This is a genomic window from Mycobacterium sp. 852013-50091_SCH5140682 (assembly GCF_001665685.1).
Lineage (GTDB): Bacteria > Actinomycetota > Actinomycetes > Mycobacteriales > Mycobacteriaceae > Mycobacterium.
Genome location: NZ_LZTB01000141.1, coordinates 18,701 through 39,947, shown reverse-complemented (window position 1 = coordinate 39,947; position 21,247 = coordinate 18,701). Strand labels below are relative to the sequence as shown.

Genomic DNA, 21,247 nt, shown 5'->3' with positions numbered 1-21,247 from the left:
GCGATGCCGGCGTCCCGTGAGTGGCGCCGGCTTACCGGCGCACGTCACGCCTTGACTAGCTTGAACGGCATATTGATGTAAACGGGCTTGTTGACGCCGCAGGCACCGCTAGGGCTCGTGGTGATGTCTTCACCCACCAGAGTCGTGGAAGCGGGATCGGACATCGCCCCATCCGGTGTCATCGCTTTGAAGCGGAAAACCTGCAGACCGGGAGCTGTCGTTCCGTCCTGGCATGGCACCCAGTTGTCGACGGTGTGCTTGACGTACCAGACCCCGCTCTTCTGATAAATCGGTGCTGTCCAACCCCATTCGCTGTGCACCGTTCCCGTGCATTCGCCCGGATAGCTGCACTGCGTGCTGATCGTCCAGGTGCTGCGGACACTGTCTTGCTCGTAGAAAACCTCGTTTTTACGGGCCCACTCGCCGTTGGAGGTTGCGATGTAGGTGCCGTTCAGTCCCCACGACGAGTCGTCGGCAACGGCCGTGGGGCCGGCCAAGACACCGACCACTGCGGCTACGCTGGCCGAGACCAACACGATTACACGCGACATCGCCTACTCCTCAGACTGGCCGTTCGGCGCGAATTCGGCGGTGCCCGACGCTAACACCAGCAATCGGCCCCACGAGCGGGTGTGCCCACTGAGCGGACACATCGACTCCAGCGCCCGCCGAGTGCATGTCAAAGTGACCCTGTGAGAACGACTCTGGCCGTGGCGACGGTACTGGCATCTGTGCTGATGACGCCGGGCAGTGCGGCGGCCGAGCCAACGACCTGTGGCAATCCGTCGTGTGTTCCCGGTATTACCCCGGGAGTGGTGCTTGGGGCGCCATGCTCGGACACCGCATACTTCGTCTTCGGCACCACTTCGTGGGGTCGGCTGGTGTTTTGTGGCTCGCCGCGCCGCTACGAGCCGAGGTATTTCCGGTCGCCCTCGATGGCTGGCGTCAAAGAGTTCGGTTCAAGCTGTGAAGGTTACGAGAACTGGGTGGCCCAAGCCCCCGATGGCCTGTTCCTGAGTTGCCAGTCGCGCAACGGGACTGCCATGTGGGGACGGGGAGACTGATGCGTAGAGCCGTAATTGTGGCCTTCGCAGCGCCATTGTTGTGTACGCCGGTTCAGGCCCACGCAGACGATCCGGTTCTGCACCGCGTGACCTACAAGGTTTCGGCGGAAAGCCAAGTAACCGCGGACATCTACTATCGAGAGGTCGACCCGCCCACGTGGGCGGATTACAGTCACAACCCCTACGAATTCAGCCCCAAGGTCGAGGCGACAATCGGTCCGGACCAGCCATGGGTGATCGATGTGATGCTGGCTGACCCTGATCAGTGGGCCATGGTCGCTGCGACCAGCGGGCGATTGCCGACCACTCCGGTGTTCCACTGCGAGTTGGCCGTTGATGGTGTCTCCGTGACGAGCAGCGGTGGCCCGAAGGGAGCACTCTGCGCGCTACGTCACTGGTAGTGCGCGGCGACGATATGCCTGCCCACTGGGTGGGAAACGGCGAACCGCCGAGGGGGTTGCGCGGATTACCGTGCCGATATCGGGACGTGGCCGCGGTCACATTCGCCATCGGAGGAACGCAGTTGCAGATCATGACACGACGTGCGAGGACGCAACGTGACCGAGAAGAACCGCTCCGGCATTCGGAGGACGCGCAAGCTGACGAAGCAGAACTGACACCAGACCAGGCCGCGCTGCTCGCCGAACAGGCAGAGGCAGAGGTCGCTGAAGCCGAATCGGCTGCAATGGCGGCTCGTACCCGGGCTCTGCGGCTGCGCGAGCAGGCCGCCGCCAGCCGCCCAGCCGAGGCGGCCCAGGTTGACGGCTGCAAGACTGCGTCGGACGGTGGAGCCTCCCATGCCGACATTGTTACGAGGCAACCCAACGGCAGGCGCTTGCCCAGGCTGCGGCTGGCCCGACCGCGCGCGTCGATCGTTGCCGCCGTGTTGGCCCTTGTCTGCACCGCGGTGCTGGTCGCCGCGACTGGATACTTCGTATGGCATCAACAGAAGGTGCTTCGAGAGGCGCATGACCGCGCTGAGTTCACCGCCGCCGCGCGCCAGGTCGTCGTCACGTTGATGTCCATCGACTTCAACAATGCCCAGGGCGATGTGCAGCGCATCGTCGACAACTCCACCGGGGCGTTCAGAGACGACTTTCAGCATGCCGCTGAGGATTTCATCAAAGTGGCCAAAGACGCGAAGGTCACCACCGCGGCCACCGCCAACGCCGCAGCCGTGGAGTCGATGACCCACGATTCGGCGGTGGTGTTGGTGACGGCCTCGTCCACGGTCACGAATGCGACGGGGGCAAAGGATGCGCCGCGCACCTGGCGCCTCAGCGTCGACCTGCAGCGTGAGGGCGATCAAATCAAGATGTCGAAAGTGGAGTTTGTGCCATGACAGTCAACGACGAAATCGCTACGGACACCATGGAGGATGACGGCGGCAATCTTGCGGTCGCCGATCCAGACTTCGTCGAACCGGTGGCCGAGGAGTCCGAGGATGAGCCACTGCTCGCCGAACCGGCGAGGAAACCCGGCAGAGCCGGGCGAGCATTGCGCGCCCTGGCGCTGCGATGGCGCATCGTGGTTGTCGTAGTCCTACTAGTGTCGTCGGCCTCCTCGGCCGCAGCCCTGTATTTCACGCAGTACCGAGTCGCTCACGAGACCGGCGCAGTGGCGGTCAAGGGCGTCGTCGAGGCCGCGTCGACCGGAACCGTGGCGCTGTTGTCGTATGCGCCCGAAACACTCGACAAAGATTTGGCAACGGCCCGGGCGTTGATGGTCGGCGACTTCCTGACCTACTACGGAAAGTTCACCTCAGACGTGGTGGCACCGGCGGTACGAGACAAGGGCATCAGGGCCAGTGCTCAAGTTGTGCGCGCCGCCATGATGGAAATCCATCCCGAATCGGCGAAGGTGTTGATTTTCCTCAATCAGGAGACCGTGAGCAAGGAGCGGCCCGACCCCGCCCTGACCGCCAGCAGCGTGGTCGTAAGCCTGACCAAACTCGACGGGAAATGGTTGATCTCGGCCTTCGACCCGGTCTGAGCCATCACCGGAGCCCCCGGGGCCGGATGAAGATCCCCTCGGCCTGCACCGTCACCACCCCGTTGGCATCGGTGATATGGCCAGCTGCAAACGTTTTGGTTCCTTCATGGCGGTCGACCCACGCCTCGGCCCGTAACTGCCCGAGCGGGGTCGGGTGCAGATATCGGATGGTCAAAGTGCCGGTGAACGCCGGTGCGTGGGGTCGGTGCGCCGTTGCCCCGAGGACGTGATCGAGCACCAATGCGCATACACCTCCATGCACCAGTCCCGGTGGGCCTTCATAGGGTGCGCCCAGCGTCAAGTCCGTAGAGGCCCCGCCGTCGGGCTCGTGGCGCACGCGCAGTGGGGGTGCGATCGCGTTGCGCAGGCCGACAGCCACATTGCCAAAGGCGAGCATTCGGCCGTCGGCGCTTGTTCGGACCCCGAACGAATTCGGCCGAAGTCGAGAACTCAGCAGCGTGACGGCTTCGTCGATGCGCCGGCGCGCTTGCGTCACAACGCTGTCGGCAGCTTCGCTGCGGATCGTCACATCGATCAGGCGTCGCAGAGAGTCTGTCAGTGGTTCGTAAAGCGACTCTTCGCGCTCGGCGTCGACAACGGGGATCGGGTCGCTGGTGTATCCCACGGCGAACACTCGGTCGTATGCCTCGTTTGCGCGGACGCCGGACTGTGCCGAATCTGAATCAGACATCGTCGTCCTCGTCGAACACTCCGTAATCGCCGCGGAAGAAGAGAAGCGGGGAGCGTTCGTCATGTGCCCACAGTCCCGTCACGCGCGCCACCACGATGGTGTGATCTCCGGCGGCATGCTCCAATTCGACGTCGGCCTCGATTGAGGCAAGAGTGCCGACAAGGGTGGGAGCGCCATTGCTGCCGGTGAACCAGTCCACGTCCTCGAACTTGTCGCCGCCGCGGGTGGCGAACCGAGCGCACAGGTCGCGTTGATCTCTGGCGAGGACATTCACGCACAACGAACCGACCTCACGGATCAGGGGCCAGCTGGTCGAATTGGCCGACGGGCAGAACGAAATGTATGGCGGCTCGAGCGACACGGAGGTTACCGATTGGCAGGTGAATCCGATGGGGCGGGCGCCATCGTGTGCGGTGATCACCGCGACGCCGGTGCAGAAGTGCCCGAGCACCCGGCGCATCGCCGGGGCCAGCGGTGTGAGTAGTGCGCCGCGCCCAGCGGCGGTCGTCTCGTCGGGCATGCGCCTCCTTTGGTTAGGCCGCCTCAACTGTCGCGCCGACCGGGCCTACCTGCAACGAGTCCTCCCAGTCAGTGGTTGTCGCAGCGCCTGGGCCATTCGGGTTGTTGCTAGCCTTGGGCGGTGATGGAAGCTGCCCGAGAGCCCGCCGACCGGCCTAATCTCGCCCCCACAGGGTGGGCGCTGCTAGGCATGTTGTCCGGGGGAGACGAGCTCTCCGGGTACGACATCAAGAAGTGGATCAACTGGGTGATGCGGTTCTTCTACTCCAGTCCCGCCTACAGTCAGATTTACTCTGAACTCAAGCGTCTCGAACAGCTGGGTTTGGTCACCTCGCGTGTCGAGGGCAGCACCCGTAGTCGGCGAATCTACAAAATCACTGACTTCGGACTGACGGCGGTCACCCGATGGAGTAACGAAGAGCCGGCCGAACCGCCCACTCTCAAGCATCATCCACTGATGCGGGTGATTTTAGGGCACCTGACCAGTCCTGACCGCCTCAAGGAATTGCTCGGCGAACATGTTGCCTACGCCGATCGGATGCAGCGTGCCGCCGCTACGGAGGCACGATGGACCGCTGAGCAGCCGGCGTGGTCGTATGCGCACTTGGCGCTGCGGTGGTCTGAGCGGTACTACTCCGCTGAGCGGGATCTGGCGCAGCAGTTGATCGACGAAATCGATGCCGCCGGTGACTTGTTCACCCAAGCCGGTGTGACGGGTATTCAATTTCCTGTGCGTGAGTACTGGTACGAGGTCGAGCGGCGGATTGCCGCCGAGGAGGAGCAGGGCTGACCGGTCTCGGCCAGCCCTGCTCCTCCGATCAGGTCGTGCGGCCGGCGGCGTGACGCGCGGCGATATAGCCGAACACCAATCCTTGCCCGATGGTCGCGCCCGCACCGGGGTAGCTGGCACCAAACGCATTGGCTGCCGTGTTACCGACTGCGTACAGGCCCTCGACGACCGAGCCGTCCTCGCGCAGAACCCGACCGAGGTCATCTGCCTGCACACCACCGCATGTCCCCAGGTCACTGAGGACGACTTTGACTGCGTAGAAAGGGCCGTGATCGAGGGCGCGCAGATTCGGATTCGGCGTCACGGTCGGATCGCCGTAGTAGCGGTCGTAGGCACTGGCTCCCCGGCTGAAGTCGGTGTCCTCGCCGGCGCGCGCCAACTGGTTGAATCGCTTCATCGTGAAGGTCAGCGATGCCGGGTCGACACCCATCGACCTGGCCAGTCCGGCGAGATCGTCGCTGCGGTGCGCGATGCCGGCGTCGTACCATTGCCGCGGAATCGGCATGCGCGGAAAAAGCTCTGCGGCAAGCAGATAACTGTTCCGGTACTGCTGATCGAAAACCATCCACATGGTCTCGACCGGCGTCCCTGCGCGCTCGCGCTGCAGCACTTGTTGCCCGAACGACATGTAGTCGATTGCCTCGTTGATGAACCGGGTGCCGGCCTGATCGACTAACAGACACCCCGGAAGCGACCGCTCTGCAAGCATGACGGTCGGCGCGGCTCCGGGCAGGGGAGCGAACGCCGGAAACCACCATGCCTGATCCATCAGAGCGGTCCCGGCGCCCAACTCCTGGGCGGTGCGGATCGCATCACCGGTGTTGCCCTCGGCCCCCAGACTCAGGTGTTCACCGAGCGATTCGGATTGAAACTTGTGGCGCCAGTCCATCGAATGGTCGAATCCCCCGGCGGCCAGGACGACGCCCCGGCGTGCTGTGATCGTGACGTCTGAGCCATTACGGCTGATCACCGCGCCGTTGACGCGGACGCCGTCGGTGAGCAGCCGGACGAGCGGAGTGTTGGTCCATACCGGGATCCCAGCGCGAATGACGCCGGCAAACATGCCCGCGGCGAGGGCCTGTCCGCCGGCGGCATAGCGTCTGCGCAGGGCCAGGCCGCCGATCCCTTGCACTGCGCGCAGCATGATGCGCGGTATTGCCTTGCCGGGTGCCCGCGCCATGAGGTTCAGCCAGCGGTAGTCCGCACCCGTCACCGGCATTGGGAAAGACGACTTCATCACGCCGGGGCGCAGCCGCGCCAGTTCCCGGCCCAGTATCGCAGTGTTGAACGGTCGGCATTCGCACGTGCGACCGACCGCGCTGCCGCCTGGCAGCTCCGGGTGGTAATCCGAATAGCCTTTCGCCCACTGAAATTTCATGGGTGTGGTGCGGCGCAGCATGTCTATCGTCGCGGCGCCGTGATCGAGAAATGAGTGCGCTCGGCTGATCGGTGCAGCATCGCCCACGACGGATTCAAGGTAGGTGCGTCCGGCTGCCACCGTGTCTCCCGAACCAGCCTCCGTCAGGACTGAGTTCGCCGGCATCCAGAACGCTCCACCCGAGCGAGCGGTCGACCCTCCGACGTACTCCGTCTTCTCCACTATGAGTGTTGAAAGACCCAATTCGTGGGCCGCCAGTGCTGCGGCCATGCCGGTTCCCGAGCCGACAACCAGCAGATCGACAGTCATGTTCTGGGGATCATTCACTGCCCGATTCTCAGACGAGCGTCGAGTCTTTGTGTCTGGCCTGCCCAGTCAGTGGAACACAGCGTCCGTTCGCCCACGGTGCCAGTGCTACAACAGGATTAGTCCCTTGGTAAGCGATCAGATGAAGAGGATGGCGGCATGACTTCGTTGCAGTCCGACGGCGCAGGCGACATTCGGCAGATCGAGGCCGATGCCGCCCCGGGGCGGTTTGCGCGCGGCTGGCATTGCCTGGGTTTGACCCGCGATCTCGGTGACGGAAAACCACACGCAATCAACGCATTCGGTGGCAAGCTGGTGATCTTCCGCGGAGAAGACGGCAACATCAACGCACTTGACGCCTACTGCAGGCACATGGGCGGCGACCTGTCCGACGGTGAGGTCAAAGGCAACGAGATCGCCTGCCCCTTCCACGACTGGCGCTGGGGCGGCGACGGCCGCTGCAAGCAGATCCCCTACAGCCGTAGGGTGCCCAAGCTGGCCCGTACTGCAAAATGGCCCACGATGGAGCAGGACGGAATGTTGTTCGTCTGGAACGATCCTGAGAAGAAGGCGCCACCCGCCGACGTCACCATTCCGCGTATCGAAGGGGTCGGCGGTGACAACTGGACTGACTGGCATTGGTACACCACGACGGTCAACACCAATTGTCGAGAGATCATCGACAACATCGTCGATATGGCGCACTTCTTCTACATCCACGGCGGGCTGCCGACTGAGTTCAAGAACATCTTCGAAGGCTATGTGGCCACGCAGTACTACAGGAGCGAGGCGCGTCCAGATCTTGGTTCGGGCGAGGGCGCCAAGATTCTCGGCACTACCTCGGTGGCATCTTATTACGGTCCGTCGTTCATGATCGATGATCTGACCTATCACTACGAGCATGGTGATCAGCGCACGGTGCTGCTCAATTGCCACTATCCCATCGACGCGGATTCCTTTGTGCTGCAATATGGAATCACCGTTGAGAAGTCAGAGGCGCTGCCGGAAGAGGCAGCCATGCGGATGGCGATCGCCCTGGGGGACTTCGTCAAGATAGGCTTCGAGCAGGACGTGGCCATCTGGCGGCGAAAGGCGCGAATCGACAACCCGCTGCTGTGCGAAGAGGATGGTCCGGTGTATCAGCTGCGTCGGTGGTACGAGCAGTTCTACGTCGATGCCGCAGATGTAGCCCCAGATATGGTGGACCGCTTCGAATTCGAGATCGACACGTCTCGTCCGCGCGAGGCGTGGATGAAGGAGGTCGAACAGAATCTTGCGGCCAATCGACTTCCCAGATTGGTGGGCTTGACGCAATGAGTGTCCGCCCCGACAACCGGCTGCGTGACGCGCCCATGACGCCGATCACGTGTTTGTCATGCGGGGCGCACGTTTTGGTGCGAAAGAGCAGCTGGGAGCAGACCAGCGTGCAGTGGAATGCCGCGTCTCGATCGAAATGCACAGTACCGAGCAGCTATTCGCCGCGCCGGCTTCGGGGATGTGGGGACACGGGGGGCGCTGGCCTTCTGGTGTGTCAGCAGCTGAGGATGTCCATCGAGGCCGCGGTACGCAATGGTTCGCTGCCTGTCCTCGATGAACTCTGATTCTCTGCCGAAGTAACCATTCCCGGTTCGACGAACGAATTTCGCTACGGCAGCCTTGACAAGGCGCGCATGACTATGTGTATTCCAGCCCTCAAGGCCGACTCCAGATGATCGAAGTCGCCGCCTTCGGCCCAATGGATGTAGGCCTGGCGGCTGATCTGGATCACCAGATGCGCGGGCACCGCACGGGCAAACGGATCCTCGTCCAGATGGACACGGGTGGCGAGGAATTCAGTGACGGGGTCGACCATGTCCTGCCCCCAATCCAGCCATCGCAGGCGGTATTGCGGATTATTGATCATCAGTGCCATGAACCTGCGATCGATGTCGAGTTCACCGCGTTTGGAAACCTCGGCGCTGAAGGCTCTGACGAGCGTCTCGCAGGTGTCGCTGTCCGGCGCCGCGTCCCGTAGAACCTGGACGCTGAGGTTGCCGTATAGCCGGAACAGAGGCATGACGACGTCTTCCTTGACCGCGAAGTGTCGGTGGAATGTCCGCACAGCGATCCCTGCTGTGTCGCAAATCCGCTCGATGGTCGCCGACGTGTCTCCGTCGGCGAGGAAGATATCGCGCGCCGCTCGGGCGACCGTCAGGCGTAGCTCTTCGGATCGTCGCTCAACCAGCGTCGGCCTGGTCACCTGAAGCTCCTTGCGTGGCCGGTGGGGGAATGGTCTTCGAGTCATATTAGCGATGCGGCAGACGCCGGCGGCCGTCCGTCCAGCGGTGATCGCGAGTCGCGGGAAGCTATTTCTCCGTTGTGTATTGCGTTCCGGCGGTACCGCCGCCTAACATCAACACAGTGGCAGATTCTGCCGGATCGGCATAATCTGCCACTTTCGCGGTTGACTTTGAACCCAAAGTCTTGACGGCAGCCCCAAACCGAGGACGGAACAGATGGTCAGCGACGACACCGAGCTCAACTATGACGACTACCAGCACGACTTCATGGGAAAGGTGGGTAACATCGAGGACTTCTCGCAGGAATTCCTCGCTCGACTCGCCCGAGTATTCGAAGACGTCATGGTGTTCATGCCCTACGCCCACGTCCAGACTTACGCCCCCAAGTGTGGGCTGGCTACGGCGATCGACATTGCCGCGGAGGTGTCGCGCGGTGGAATGCGCCAGGTGATGCCGATGAGTCGCTTTCTCGCACCGCCGGAGTGGGACTGGAAAAACCCGCAATACCAGGCCATCCCGTTCGATGTGCAAACCGGCGACCTGACCAAACCTGCTCTGCGCCGCCTCATAACGACCTACTGGGATCAGTACCTCAAGGGCCACAACTACTTCATCGACCAATGGGTGAAAGTCATTCCCGAGGAGGAAGTGTGGCTGGCGTTGCCGGACATGTACCAGATGATCATCGATTACCAGTACCCGAAGCTGGCCAAGGTGCTCAAGATCGAACCGGTGCACGTGGTGGACTATCTGAAGCTGGCATGCCTGAGTATCGACGGCACCTTGGGCTATGGCGGCGAGTACATCGTTCACAACCCCGATCACGTTGTGCTGAACATGCGCCGTTGCGAAGTTCTACAACGCTACCTTGACGAGGGCCTGTATCCGCCGGCGCGGGCATGGATGAATTGCACGTTTGAGCAACGTATTTCAGCGCCATTCTTCCCAGGATGCAAGCTGGCCATAAACTTGCCGCCCAAGGATTTCAAGTTCGCGCAAGGCGAGCCCTTCTGCGTATGGACCTACACCCGAGGAGAAGAAAATCACGCCGCGGCAGCCGCAGCGCCAGACCCCCGCGAAAGCGCCATGAAAAAGATCCCGATCATGCCGGTCTCGTCGACTTCCTGAGCTGCAGTCGCCGACGTGCTCACCCTGTCCGAAGTCGTTGTGTGCTCCGGCGACCCCAAAATTGGGGCGCCGGAGCACACATCGGGTGGAGAGCTCAGGCCAATTGGAAGGAGCTCAACGGTGCTTCGTCAGGGTAGATCGACGGGCCACCGAGGTCATAGCCTGCGTTCAGGGCACCGATGAAGGCCGCGTCATGCAGTGGTGCACTGGGGATGTCGAGCTTGATGCCCTTCTTGCCGAGGTCGTCGACCATCATGTCGATGGCCTTGTCGATGGTCAGGTCGTCCGAGTGGTCCATGTTCTTCTTCAGTTCGTCGTAGTCCTCGAAGACCTCCGCCGACCAGTGGACCAGGAAGCGCAGCTCGTCGGTGTGATGCCGGGCGATCACATCTTCACCGTTCTTGAGCACCCAGTAGTCGTAGTCCGACGGATCACCGGCGAACACCGTGTCGAAACCTAGTCCGGGCGGAACCTGTTGTTCCAGTGGTCCGTTGGCCTCACCGCGATGCACCAGCATCTCGTTCTGCACCACTACTCCGCGGTTGTACACCGGCGGCAGCACGCGCTTGGGCGCCTTCAGCGGCCCCTCGGGCCAATAGGTGAACCCACTGCCCTCGTCAAGGGAGAACCAGGTGATCACCTGGGCCATCTTGATCAGGTAGTCCTGGAACAAACCGGACTTGCCCATGACGCTTACCAGCCAAGTGGGCGCGTTCTCGTAGCGGATACCGCGGAAACTGGGCGAATCGAGGTGTCCGGGATCGCGATTCGCGCATGGTCCGTTGATGTTGAACAGCATCATCTGCGGCTTGGCATATTCGGCATGCCAGTACGACTTGGCCTGTTCGATGAATCCGGCGTTGTAGAAGCAATCGTGCAGTTCCGGATAGAGCAGGGTGCCGTAGTTCGCCAGGAAGCCGCGGAAGGTCGGGGTCAGGAACAGGTCGAGAGTGGGAGTGAAACCTTCGGGGAATCTGCCGCTCATGGTCGCGATGAGCTCTTCGGGCGAGGCGAAGTGCTGAGCGATGATGAGCCTCCACGGTGCGTCCCTACGAACCACTTCGAGCAGGCGATCCCGCTGATCGTCGGTGTAGACGTTGTCGATTTCGCGGGGCGGCGCGGCGGGGCGGAGGATGTCTGACAACTCCAGGCGCCGCTCTTCGGTGAGCATTACAGGGACTCCTTACCTATCAGTTGCGGCGTTGACAAACGCCGTTGGTGTGTTCGATTGTGTGCCGAATCACCGTCGTGCGGGCCCGGGTTGTCCGGCTATTGGGACGGTAGGTCTGTCCTCAGAACGGAAGGGGATTGGCGAATTTCGCGCGCAGCAGCGCGCCAGTTTCGGCCAACGCCAGCCGACCCCGTGCGGTCGCCTCGTACCGCATGAGGAACCCGTGATAGATGCCGGGATAGCGGGTGAGTGTGGTCTGGACGCCGGTATCGCGCAGTCGCACGGCGTAGCGTTCGCCCCAATCCCGGATCGGATCGCATTCCCCGGTCACCACTATCGCTTGAGGAAGACCTCGTAAGTCGGTCGCGTATGCCGGTACCCGGTACGGACTGTGGGGCGCGTTGGCGCCGAGGTCGGCCAGGTCGTGCATGTAGACGATGTCTTCGTGCAACAGCATGGGCGCTTCGGTCATCCGGGTGATCGAGGGGGCTCCCATGTCCCGATCAAGGCCCGGGTAGAGGAGAACCTGGGCGAAGATCGCCGGACCGTGATGGTCTCGCGCCGCCAGGGCCACGGCCGCGGCAAGTCCGCCGCCGGCGCTGTCTCCGGCAACCACGAGTCGCGCAGCGTCGACACCTAGCGATTCGGCGTTCGATGCCACCCATTCGGTGGCGGTGAAGGCGTCGTCGAATTGCGCTGGCGGCGGATTCTCCGGGGCAAGCCGGTAATCCACCGCCACCACGACCGCTCCGCTGGCTGCTGCGAGCCCGCGAGACAGTGGTTCGAACGAATGATTGGAGCCCATCACCAGGCCGCCGCCGTGGAAGTGCAACACCACCGGTGCCGGGTCATCGAACGTCCGCGCCGGCCGGTATATGCGCACGGGTATCTGCCGTGCGGATGCCGGAACCGTCATGTCGCTGATCTCCGCCATCTGTGGCATATCCGTTGGTAGCGGTGCTGTTTCGAGCGCTTCCCGGACCGCGTCGAGGCCGCGTTGCCGGATCGGTTTGACGGGTCCGAACGCTGCGTATCGTGCTGCGGCATCGGGATCCAGCGCGGGGCCCTGCTGTGCGGACCGCATGATCACTGCCGGGCCGGGTCGAACCGGCGCTGAGTGCGCAGTTGCGGGGGCACCTGCGTGGTGAGCACCTGGGCACGTTCTGCCATTGCCGAGCCTACGTATTCGGGTTGGGTCAGCAGGTAGAACTGGCCTTGCGCGGATTGGTCGAAGATCACTTGGGCTGCCGCGAGCGGGTCCATGGCCTCGGCTTTGATGTCCAGCATTGCTGCCCGTTGTGATTCGGCGGCACCGACATCGGCATTGGCCTCACCGGCATCCACGCCACCTGCAGCCTCGAAAATGTTGGATTTCACGGCCCCCGGCAGCACCGCGTGGACGTGAATACGGTGAGCGTGGCCAGACAACTCCACTTCCATTCGCAGGCATTCGGTGAGGGCCAGGACGGCGTGCTTGCTGATGATGTAGGGCGCTTGCAACGGCACAGCCGCCACCCCGCCGATCGACGAGAGATTCCAAATCCACGTGGGGGAGTCATGCGCCATCATCTTGGGCAGGAAGGCGCGTACACCGTGGAACACACCGCTGACGTTGACGTCCATCACCCGATTCCAGTTCGGGATCGGGGTGTCCCACAGGTAGCCGAACTGCTCTACTCCGGCATTGTTCACCAGAAGCCGGACCGGGCCGCGACCGTGATAGACGTGTTCCGCCAGCGCCGCCACCGCGTCTGGATCGCGAACATCACAGTGTTCGGCGACCGCGGTGGCACCAGTGTCGTCGAGTTCGTCGCGCAGTGACTCGACTGCGGCCTTGTCGATGTCGGCCAGGACCGTAGTCATGCCAAGCCGGTGGGCATATCGGGCCAAACCGGCACCGATTCCCGCTCCGGCGCCCGTGATCACGGCAACGCCACCTTCGAACAACTCGCGGGCGGAGGTCACCGTCATGCGCTCGCCGCGGCGCCGTCGGGAGCACCGGGCAGGCCTGCGCCGGCCAGCGGCTCGGAATTGGTGACGTCGAGAATGACCTCCATCTTGGTGAATTGCAGGCCTTTCGGTGCGCTGATGTCGCGACGCACGCCGACGTGAGTGACTCCGCTGGACACTGCGAACGGAACGAAATTGGTGACCTGATTGACGAAGATGTAGAAGCGCGCGTACGTCACACCATCCTCGGTGCCGGTGATGTGAAGGTTCGTCGCGTGATGACGAAGCGGGTAGGGGCTGGCCCGGCGGTGCTCCGTCAACCAAGGGATGATCGCGGCCGCACCGGACAAGTCGGCCGCCAGCGCCTCTTCGAACGGGCACGAACCCGAATCGCTGCGACTCAGGTACGCAGCGTCCTCGGCGAACGCGGCAGCCATCTCACCGTAGTGCGCCTCGTCGTAGTGAAACCAGAAATTACCGACAAAGTCCTGCAATTCGGCCAGTGAGATGGCGTCAGCGCTCACGATGTGTCTCCCGTTGGTATTTCGTTGTGATGATCCTTCGCTTGTGGAGTCAATCGCTGCAGCGTGGCCTGTTGTACCGCAATGCCCAGTCAGTGGACTGTTTTTCAATCGGCGATCAAGCTCCAGAGGCCGCGTGAACCGACGCATCGTGCGGCGTCGGTCACCACGGCGTCCCAGGACTGAACGGATCCGAATTCCGACCGCCAGGTGAGCGCGGGGCGGGTGTATTCGTGCAACCGATGTTCCATCGTGGTCCCGATCGCACCGCACGCTTGATGCGCGTTGCGTACCACCACCGAGGTGGCATGGCCGGTGCACGATCGGGCAACTGCCACGAGAAACTTGAGGTTTGGCGCCGACCAAGCGCTCTGCACGGCCGCGGTGAGGGCGGCCTCGGTGGCTGCACGGGCCAAGGCCGCTTCTGCAGCGATGTCGGCAACCATGTTTTGAACCGCCTGGAACTTCGACAGTGAGCGGCCGAACTGGGCTCTGGAGGAGGTGTGTTCGATGGTCAGTTCGAGGATTCGATCGAGTGCTGCGCACACTTGGATCGAACGTACCAGTGCCGATTTCAACTTGAGTTGTGTCAGTTGGCCGGCGGCGACCGGTGTGCCGGCCAGCGCGGTCAGATCAGCGCTGATGCTGTCGCGAGGTTCACCAATCATGTTGGTGCCCTGCGTGATTTGCACGGCAGGATCCGAAACATCCAGATCGGCAGCGTAATAGTGAATACCTGTAGGCCACACCACGACGATCCGGTCGGCCGTCGAGGCCCAGGGCACGTGGTGTGCCGTCCCGTCGTGGCCCAATACGCATATGGTGCGGGCGGCGCCGTCCGCAGGCAGCCCCACAACGTCCAGGAGCCAGCAGGCCAGCAAATCATGCTCGGCCAACGGGATCCGGATTCGGTGGCGTACGGCGGCGGCCATGAGCTCGGCGGCCTCCGGCCAGCCGGCTGCGCTGCCGCCGGACTCCTCGCGTCCCGTCAGTCGCGCGAGACCGAGCTCGTCGAGTCGCTGCCACAGACCGGCGTCGCGGGTGATCGGGGCGGCGGCAGGCCCAGATTTCCGCTGATCGGCGAAGACCGCGTTCATCATCCCAGCGAGATCTGGGTCGACGGATAACGCCGCGTGGTGATCGGTGCCGTTCGATGTGGTGGTCATCGGATCCCCAATCCGCGGGCGATCACGCCGCGCAGTACCTCGTTGGTTCCTCCGCGCAAGGTGAATCCGGGCCTCTGATCGACCGCGAACGCCGCCAACTGCCGGATCGCTGGGCCAACGGTGTTGTCGTCTCCGACATGCAGGTCGGCAAAGTCGGCGATGTCGCCCTCGGTGGTGGTCCCGAGTACCTTGACCACTGCCGCCGGCACGTCGGCGGACTCATGACGTTCGAGCGCACCGGCGATCGCCATCGACATCTGATGAAGTCCGGCCACGCGTGCGACCAGGCGGCCGAGGTTGGTGTCACGCGAAATCGCTTGGGCTTCCTCTGCGTCAGCACAGGCAGCCAACAGCGGGAAGGTGCTCAGCAATCGTTCAGGCCCGCTACGTTCGAAGCTCAGCTCGGAGGTCACCTGGTGCCAGCCGTCGCCGATCTTGCCAAACACCATGACGTCGGGCACATGGGTGTCATCGAGGACGACCTCGTTGAAATGGTGGCCGCCATTCATCGAAATGACCGGTCGCACGGTAACACCCGGGCTGTCGAGCCGTACGATGAACTGGCTCAGACCGCTGTGCCGGTGCGTGGGATCCAGCGGAGCCGTGCGGGCCAACACGATGAAGGCGTGGGCGCGGTGCGCGCCGGAGGTCCACAGTTTGGTGCCGCTGATCTGCCAGCCGCCGGCCACCTTCGTGGCCCGGGTTCGGACACTCGCCAAATCGGAGCCACAATCCGGCTCGCTCATACCGATGCCGAAAAAGCATCGTCCTGCCGTTATTTCGGGCAGGAACTCTCGCTTTTGCGCTTCGGTGCCGTACTTCAGCAGTGACGGCACGATCTGCCGATCGGCGATCCAATGGGCGGCCACGGGTGCGCCTGCGGCCAGCAGTTCCTCGGTGACCGCGAACCGTTCGATGAAGCTGCGCCCGTGCCCGCCGTACTCCTTGGGCACCGTCATGCCGATCCAGCCTCGCCGTGCCAGTCGGGCTGTGAAATCCTCGTCCCATCCGGACAACCAGGAATCGATTGAGGGAGTGAAGGTTCCGGCAGCAAGTTGCTCGGCGAGGAACCCACGCACCTGTTCGCGCAGCGCGGCGGTCGCTGATCGATCGAGAGCCGCAGGCGGGACCATTCGGGGCGGCGCCATCAGGCGGTTCGCCATTTCCCGATCCGGCGCACGTGCTCTGCATCTTGATGGGCGAGCGGTTGCATGGCAGCGGCCATACCCAGCGTGGACTCCAACTCGCCCGTACGTGATTCTCGTAGCAGGCGTTTGGCCATTCGCAGCGCGTGTGGTGGATTCTTGATGACGCGTGTGGCGAGATCTGTGGCAGCGGTGAGTAGCTCGTCGTGCTCGACGACACGGCTGACCAGGCCCCACTCAAGTGCAGTCTCTGCATCGATGCGGTCGCCGGTGAATGTCATCTCGGCAGCACGCGCGTAGCCGATTGCCCGCTGCAGAAACCAGGTGCCGCCGTCACCGGGAACCAGTCCGAGTTGCACGAAACTCTCGGCGAAAGATGCCCGCTCCGAGGCGATCCGGATGTCACACATGGCGGCGAGATCGCATCCGGCGCCGACCGCCGCACCGTTGACTGCTGCGATGATCGGAACCTCGAGCCTGGTCAATGCCCGTGGTAGTCGTTGAATTCCGTCGACGTAGGCGTATCGCTGGTAGATGGCGTCGAGGCCGAACATGCCGAGGCGGTCGGCCATCTCCTTGACATTGCCGCCCGCGGAGAAGACCTTGCCTTCGCCGGTCAAGATGATCGCCCGCACTGCCGTGTCGGCGTTTGCGAAGTCGACGGCCGCCTCAAAGGCTGCGATGAAGTCCTCGTCGGTGATCGCGTTGGCCACCTCGGGCAGGTTGATCGTCCAGATCTCGATGGTGTCGCGTTTGTCTATCTTCAATGGTTGCATCGGTGCGTCTCCTGGTTTGCTCGTCGTCATGCGGGCAGCTGCAGCGACTTCACCTGCAGATATTCCTCGAACCCGATTCGGCCCAGCTCACGACCGATGCCTGACTTCTTGTATCCGCCGAACGGCGCGGCGGGGTTGTACTTGCCGCCGTTGATGTCGAGCTGACCGGTCTGCACCGCGCGTGCGAATGCGATGGCGGCGGCGTCGTCGGCGGCCCACACCGCACCGGACAGTCCGTAGGGGGTGCCGTTCGCGATGCGAAGCGCATCCTCGGTGTCGGTGAACGGAATGACTGCCAGCACCGGTCCGAAAACCTCCTCCTGACCCAACTCCGACTCCGGGTCGACGTCGGCGAATACCGTTGGCGCGACGTAATAGCCGGTGTCGCGGATCTTCTCGGGCCCGCCCAGTAGGAGCCGGGAACCGTCGCGTCGTGCACGTTCGATGAATCCAAGTACCGATTCGTACTGGCTCTGTGAGGCCGACGGGCCGATCCTGGTGCTCGGATCCCACGGATCACCCACCGGGTACTTCGATACAGCGGCCTCGACGAGGTCGAGTGCTTCGCCGTAGTGGGCCTGTGGCACCAGCATCCGCGTCCACGCCATACAGGTCTGGCCGCCGTTGAGGAAGGCATTGCCGACACCGACTTTGACTGCCGTTGCCAGGTCGGCTCCGTCGAGTATTACGTTGGCGGACTTGCCGCCCAGTTCCAACGCGACCTTCTTGATCGTCTTACCGGCCAGTTCGCCCACCCGGCTGCCAACGCCGGTCGAACCCGTGAACGATACGAAGTCGACGTCGGGATGCTCGGACAGCCGTTCACCGATCACCCGGCCGGGCCCGGACACGAGATTGACCACCCCGGGCGGCAGTTCGGCGGCCTGGAGCGCCTCGACGAATTCGAACACCGACAAAGGCGCTTCATTGCTGGGTTTCAGTACGGCGGTGCAGCCTGCGGCGATGGCAGGAAGGACTTTGGCGACCACTTGGTAGAGCGGGTAATTCCACGGTGTGATGGCGCCGACGACACCATAGGGCTCGCGTAGCACCATGGAGTTGCCGATGCGTTCTTCGAACTCGAATGTCCGCAGTGCTTCGGCGAATCCGCGCGCGACCGCAAGTGGAACCTGAGTTTGGACCGACTGTGCAATCCGGATGGGTGCGCCCATCTCGCGGGTGATGGTTTCGGCGATGGCCGGTAGCCGCTTCTCCATGGCCTCGATCACGCGCGTGAGACGTTCGTGCCGTTCGCCAATGCTGATCAAAGGGTCGAAGGCGCGCCGCGCGGCGGCGACGGCGGCGTCTACATCTTCGACCGATCCTGCGGGGACGCGGCCGAGTACGTGCTCGGTCGCAGGATCGATCACCTCGATGGCCGCGGTGCTCGCGGGCCTGACCCATTGGCCATCGACGAACAACTCGTCGCGATCGTAGTTATGCACATGGGAGTTGGGCATATTGGTCTGCTTTCCGTCAGGGAACGATGCTGGCGCGCACATCGCGCTTGCCTTCGGCGGCTGCGAACGCGTCGTTGATGTCGTCAAGGGAATAACACGCTGCGGCCAGCCGGTCGAAGGGCAACGTGTCTTGATACGTGTCGAGGAACGCCAGCGCCCGGGACAGTACCGCCGGATCGTAGAGCGACACCCCGACCATGGTCTTGTTGGCGAACACGAAACGCGACGGGTCGAACTCAAAGGTCTTGCCGATGTTGATGTTTCCGATTTCCACGTACCGTCCGAACTGACCGAGCATCTTGAGACCCTCATCGATCGCCGACGGGTGCCCGACCACCTCGACGACTACGTCGGCGCCCTGACCTTCCGTGAGCTTCCGGACAATCTTCGTCCGGTCCTTGTTGCGGGAACCTCGGTGATATCGATGATCGCGTCCGCCCCGAACTCCTTGGCGAGCTCCAGACGCTCGCGAACCCCGTCTACAGCGATGACCGTCGCGGCGCCACGGGCTTTCGCGACCGCGACCGCGTAGAGGCCCAGTGCTCCGGCCCCCTGTACGACGACGGATTCGCCGAGTTGTAGATCAACCCGATCGAGTCCGTACATCACTTGTGACAAGGCGCAATTGGCGCCTGCGGCGATGTCGTCGGAAACGTTGTCGGGCACGGTGTAGACGACGGCCCTGGCCGGAAGCAGGTAGTAGTCGGCGTATCCGCCTACGAAGTAAGGGGGCTGGTCCGCGCGCCCAAGCATGGCCATCTTGAGCTTCAGACATGCGTTGCGGCGGCCGGCCAGACAGTTGCGGCAGGTGTGGCAGGGGAAGAAATAGGGAAACACGACCCTGGTGCCCGGTGAGAGTGGACTGCCGTTCGAGTCGGTCGACACACCGTCGCCCATTGCTTCGACGGCGCCCACCATCTCGTGGCCCAACACGGTGGGAAGTTGACCGCCGAGTCCGCGGGTGGCGAACGTGCCGTGCCAGGCATGTACGTCGGAGCCGCAGATGTTGGCTCGGCTGACCCTGATGAGGATCTCGCCGGGCCCGACCGCGGGTAGGCTGACCGTTTCGAGCTGGAATGGTTGACCAGGCCCGTCGAATCTTGCGATGCGTCCCTTGAACACTGTCGGCACAGTCCTTTCAGTAGCTGGTGGACCCTTCGGTGACAGCTGGATCCAGCGTCGGTCCCGAAGTCATCGAGCGCAGCTGCACCCGCAGTGACTCCTTAGAGCGCAGGCTATGTCGAGTGCGATCGCACGCGCGTAGAGCTTCCCGCCCAGTGGGCGTTACTTGATGCGCGGTGCACGCGACCTGCTCAGCGCACCGAACCCTGCTCGAGATCGAATTGATCGCGCAGCAGTCGTTTCAGCAGCTTGCCGCTGGGGTTCTTGGGCAGCGAGTCGACGAAGAATATGTGCTTGGGAGTCTTGAACCCGGCCAGGTGGGATCGGCAATGCGTGAGGATGTCTTCTTGGGTGAGATCAACACCCTCCCGCACAACAATTGCGGCTACCACTGCCTCGACCCATACCGGATGGGGAAGCCCGAAGACTGCCGCCTCCTCGACCCCGGAGTGCCGGTAAAGGACCTCTTCGACCTCGCGGCTCGCGACGTTCTCGCCACCGGTCTTGATCATGTCCTTCTTGCGGTCGACAACATGCAGGAGGCCGTGCCGGTCGTAGTAGCCGAGGTCGCCGGAGTGAAACCAGCCTCCGCGAAATGCGTCGGCGGTCTTGGCATCGTCATCGAGATAGCCGAGCATCAGATGCGGGCTGCGGTGCGCGATCTCCCCGACAACACCGACGCCCACCGGCGCATTGTCGTCGTCCAGGATTGCGGTCTCGACGTTGATCGCCGGCCTGCCGGCCGACCCCGCATGGGCATCCTGCTCGTCTGGACCGAGGGCTGATGCCAACGGAGCCATCTCGGTCTGGCCGTAGAAATTCCAGAGGCGCAGGTTCGGCAGGCGCTCGCGCACCTCGGCGAGGATCTCGACGGGCATTGCCGATGCTCCGTAATAGCCCTTGCACAGACTGGAAAGGTCGACCTGCTCGAACACCGGCGAGCGCAGCAATCCGATCCACACCGTCGGAGGAGCGAAATAATTGGTGACGCTGTACTTTTCGATCGCGCGTAGGACGAGTTCGGGCTCGGGGCGCGGAAGAATGATACTCGTGGCGCCGAGATAGATGTCGGTGATGAGGAAATTGTCGAGCTGTGCACAGTGATAGAGGGGCAACGAATGGATCTCGATGTCGGTGCTTTCCATGGAACCGGCGACGATGGAGCTGACGTAGTTGCCCATCAGGCTGCGGCTGGTGTGCATCGCGCCCTTTGGGTGTGACTCGGTTCCGCTCGTGTACATCAGCCGGATCAGCTGATCGTCGGTTACGTGGTGCCTCGGCGCCGGCGAGTTCGTCTTGAGCCAGTTGTCGAAATCCGTCCAGCCGTCGGGTGTGCTCTGCGCGGGCAGGTTGAGAGCCACTGTGGTGTCGACAACCCCGCCGAGCTGCACGGCACGGGCAGCCGTTGCCGCCAGGTCGGATTCGACGATGAAACCGGTGACCTTGCTGTGGCCGAGGATGTACGAAATCTCCTCGGCCGTGAGCATGAAATTGATGGGCACCAGCACCACCGCGGCACGAGCCGTGGCGAACGCCAGCACCGCGTACTGCCAGCAGTTGTGAGCCAACACCGCGACTCGGTCGCCGGGGGCGAAACCGTTGTCCTGCAGCGCTGCTGAGGCACGATCCACCAGGCGCTCGAACTCGGCGAAAGTCAGCGTCACGCCGCCGTCGATGATCGCGACCTTGTTGGGATATCTGCGGGCCGAGCGGCGTGGAATATCGCCGAGGGCGTGACTGCGCGCCGGGGTGAGCACGTCATTGAGGCCGTCCATGTCCGGTGACACTA

General features: G+C 63.1%; 22 protein-coding genes and 1 pseudogene. 8 read left to right on the top strand and 15 right to left on the bottom strand.

Features of this window, described 5'->3' with window-relative positions; genetic code table 11:
* Nucleotides 1–44: 44 nt before the first annotated feature.
* Complete coding sequence (locus tag A5784_RS36890) at nt 45–551, bottom strand: Rv2253/PknI dimerization domain-containing protein (RefSeq protein ID WP_064949802.1); 507 nt, start codon at nt 549–551, stop codon at nt 45–47.
* Nucleotides 552–737: 186 nt separating this feature from the next.
* On the opposite strand from A5784_RS36890, the gene A5784_RS39545 reads away from it, so the two are divergent.
* The 4 genes from A5784_RS39545 (at nt 738) to A5784_RS36875 (ending at nt 3,056) form a co-directional block, all read left to right on the top strand.
* Nucleotides 738–1,064: a hypothetical protein gene (locus A5784_RS39545; protein WP_082945309.1), complete on the top strand. Its 327-nt coding sequence runs from the start codon at nt 738–740 to the stop codon at nt 1,062–1,064.
* Complete coding sequence (locus A5784_RS36885) at nt 1,064–1,465, top strand: Rv2576c family protein (protein WP_064949801.1); 402 nt, start codon at nt 1,064–1,066, stop codon at nt 1,463–1,465. The genes A5784_RS39545 and A5784_RS36885 overlap by 1 nt, the downstream gene beginning before the upstream one ends.
* A gap of 131 nt (nt 1,466–1,596) precedes the next feature.
* Nucleotides 1,597–2,406 carry an Rv1363c family protein gene (locus tag A5784_RS36880; RefSeq protein WP_232006398.1) on the top strand — a complete coding sequence of 270 codons (810 nt, stop codon included), beginning with the start codon at nt 1,597–1,599 and terminating at the stop codon, nt 2,404–2,406.
* Nucleotides 2,403–3,056 carry a hypothetical protein gene (locus A5784_RS36875; protein WP_353651933.1) on the top strand — a complete coding sequence of 218 codons (654 nt, stop codon included), beginning with the start codon at nt 2,403–2,405 and terminating at the stop codon, nt 3,054–3,056. Before A5784_RS36880 ends, A5784_RS36875 begins: the two co-directional genes overlap by 4 nt.
* A gap of 4 nt (nt 3,057–3,060) precedes the next feature.
* On the opposite strand, the gene A5784_RS36870 is transcribed toward A5784_RS36875, so the two are convergent.
* A complete protein-coding gene (locus A5784_RS36870) occupies nt 3,061–3,747 on the bottom strand; it encodes a PaaI family thioesterase (protein WP_082945303.1) in 687 nt (228 codons plus the stop codon).
* A complete protein-coding gene (locus A5784_RS36865; RefSeq protein WP_082945302.1) occupies nt 3,740–4,267 on the bottom strand; it encodes a flavin reductase family protein in 528 nt (175 codons plus the stop codon). The genes A5784_RS36870 and A5784_RS36865 overlap by 8 nt, the downstream gene beginning before the upstream one ends.
* Nucleotides 4,268–4,390: 123 nt before the next feature.
* Here A5784_RS36865 and A5784_RS36860 point away from each other — a divergent pair, with 123 nt between their 5' ends.
* Nucleotides 4,391–5,056, top strand: a complete 666-nt coding sequence (locus A5784_RS36860; protein ID WP_156750980.1) for a PadR family transcriptional regulator — start codon at nt 4,391–4,393, stop codon at nt 5,054–5,056.
* A 28-nt stretch (nt 5,057–5,084) separates the two neighbouring features.
* Here A5784_RS36860 and A5784_RS36855 read toward each other — a convergent pair whose 3' ends face one another.
* Nucleotides 5,085–6,761 carry a 3-ketosteroid-delta-1-dehydrogenase gene (locus tag A5784_RS36855; protein ID WP_064949799.1) on the bottom strand — a complete coding sequence of 559 codons (1,677 nt, stop codon included), beginning with the start codon at nt 6,759–6,761 and terminating at the stop codon, nt 5,085–5,087.
* Between the two features lie 138 nt (nt 6,762–6,899).
* Between A5784_RS36855 and A5784_RS36850 the strand changes: the two genes are divergently transcribed.
* Both A5784_RS36850 and A5784_RS40020 read left to right on the top strand, forming a co-directional pair.
* Nucleotides 6,900–8,057, top strand: a complete 1,158-nt coding sequence (locus tag A5784_RS36850) for a 3-ketosteroid-9-alpha-monooxygenase, oxygenase component (protein ID WP_064949798.1) — start codon at nt 6,900–6,902, stop codon at nt 8,055–8,057.
* The gene (locus tag A5784_RS40020; protein ID WP_082945301.1) at nt 8,054–8,341 is read left to right on the top strand and encodes a hypothetical protein; all 288 of its coding nucleotides are present in this window, start codon (nt 8,054–8,056) and stop codon (nt 8,339–8,341) included. The genes A5784_RS36850 and A5784_RS40020 overlap by 4 nt, the downstream gene beginning before the upstream one ends.
* A gap of 44 nt (nt 8,342–8,385) precedes the next feature.
* On the opposite strand, the gene A5784_RS36845 is transcribed toward A5784_RS40020, so the two are convergent.
* A complete protein-coding gene (locus tag A5784_RS36845; RefSeq protein WP_232006397.1) occupies nt 8,386–8,979 on the bottom strand; it encodes a TetR/AcrR family transcriptional regulator in 594 nt (197 codons plus the stop codon).
* Nucleotides 8,980–9,235: 256 nt separating this feature from the next.
* On the opposite strand from A5784_RS36845, the gene A5784_RS36840 reads away from it, so the two are divergent.
* Nucleotides 9,236–10,147 carry a hypothetical protein gene (locus A5784_RS36840; protein WP_064949796.1) on the top strand — a complete coding sequence of 304 codons (912 nt, stop codon included), beginning with the start codon at nt 9,236–9,238 and terminating at the stop codon, nt 10,145–10,147.
* 94 nt (nt 10,148–10,241) lie between these two features.
* On the opposite strand, the gene A5784_RS36835 is transcribed toward A5784_RS36840, so the two are convergent.
* The 10 genes and pseudogenes from A5784_RS36835 to A5784_RS36790 all read right to left on the bottom strand — a co-directional run bounded on the left by A5784_RS36835 (nt 10,242) and on the right by A5784_RS36790 (nt 21,233).
* On the bottom strand, nt 10,242–11,318 hold the full coding sequence (locus A5784_RS36835; protein ID WP_064949795.1) for a hypothetical protein: 1,077 nt from the start codon (nt 11,316–11,318) through the stop codon (nt 10,242–10,244).
* A gap of 121 nt (nt 11,319–11,439) precedes the next feature.
* Nucleotides 11,440–12,402, bottom strand: a complete 963-nt coding sequence (locus A5784_RS36830; RefSeq protein WP_064949826.1) for an alpha/beta hydrolase — start codon at nt 12,400–12,402, stop codon at nt 11,440–11,442.
* 2 nt (nt 12,403–12,404) lie between these two features.
* Nucleotides 12,405–13,289, bottom strand: a complete 885-nt coding sequence (locus tag A5784_RS36825; RefSeq protein ID WP_064949794.1) for an SDR family NAD(P)-dependent oxidoreductase — start codon at nt 13,287–13,289, stop codon at nt 12,405–12,407.
* Nucleotides 13,286–13,792 carry a nuclear transport factor 2 family protein gene (locus tag A5784_RS36820; RefSeq protein WP_064949793.1) on the bottom strand — a complete coding sequence of 169 codons (507 nt, stop codon included), beginning with the start codon at nt 13,790–13,792 and terminating at the stop codon, nt 13,286–13,288. Before A5784_RS36820 ends, A5784_RS36825 begins: the two co-directional genes overlap by 4 nt.
* A 104-nt stretch (nt 13,793–13,896) precedes the next feature.
* Entirely contained in the window at nt 13,897–14,955 is a 1,059-nt protein-coding gene (locus A5784_RS36815; protein WP_502687566.1) for an acyl-CoA dehydrogenase family protein, read from the bottom strand.
* Nucleotides 14,952–16,103 (bottom strand): acyl-CoA dehydrogenase family protein, encoded by a 1,152-nt coding sequence (locus A5784_RS36810; protein WP_064949825.1) that lies wholly within the window; start codon nt 16,101–16,103, stop codon nt 14,952–14,954. The genes A5784_RS36815 and A5784_RS36810 overlap by 4 nt, the downstream gene beginning before the upstream one ends.
* Entirely contained in the window at nt 16,103–16,876 is a 774-nt protein-coding gene (locus tag A5784_RS36805) for a crotonase/enoyl-CoA hydratase family protein (protein ID WP_064949824.1), read from the bottom strand. The genes A5784_RS36810 and A5784_RS36805 overlap by 1 nt, the downstream gene beginning before the upstream one ends.
* A 26-nt stretch (nt 16,877–16,902) precedes the next feature.
* Nucleotides 16,903–18,336: an aldehyde dehydrogenase family protein gene (locus tag A5784_RS36800; RefSeq protein ID WP_064949792.1), complete on the bottom strand. Its 1,434-nt coding sequence runs from the start codon at nt 18,334–18,336 to the stop codon at nt 16,903–16,905.
* Between the two features lie 16 nt (nt 18,337–18,352).
* Nucleotides 18,353–19,458, bottom strand: a pseudogene (locus tag A5784_RS36795) (zinc-binding dehydrogenase).
* Nucleotides 19,459–19,649: 191 nt separating this feature from the next.
* Nucleotides 19,650–21,233 carry an acyl-CoA synthetase gene (locus tag A5784_RS36790; RefSeq protein WP_064949791.1) on the bottom strand — a complete coding sequence of 528 codons (1,584 nt, stop codon included), beginning with the start codon at nt 21,231–21,233 and terminating at the stop codon, nt 19,650–19,652.
* Nucleotides 21,234–21,247 lie beyond the last annotated feature (14 nt).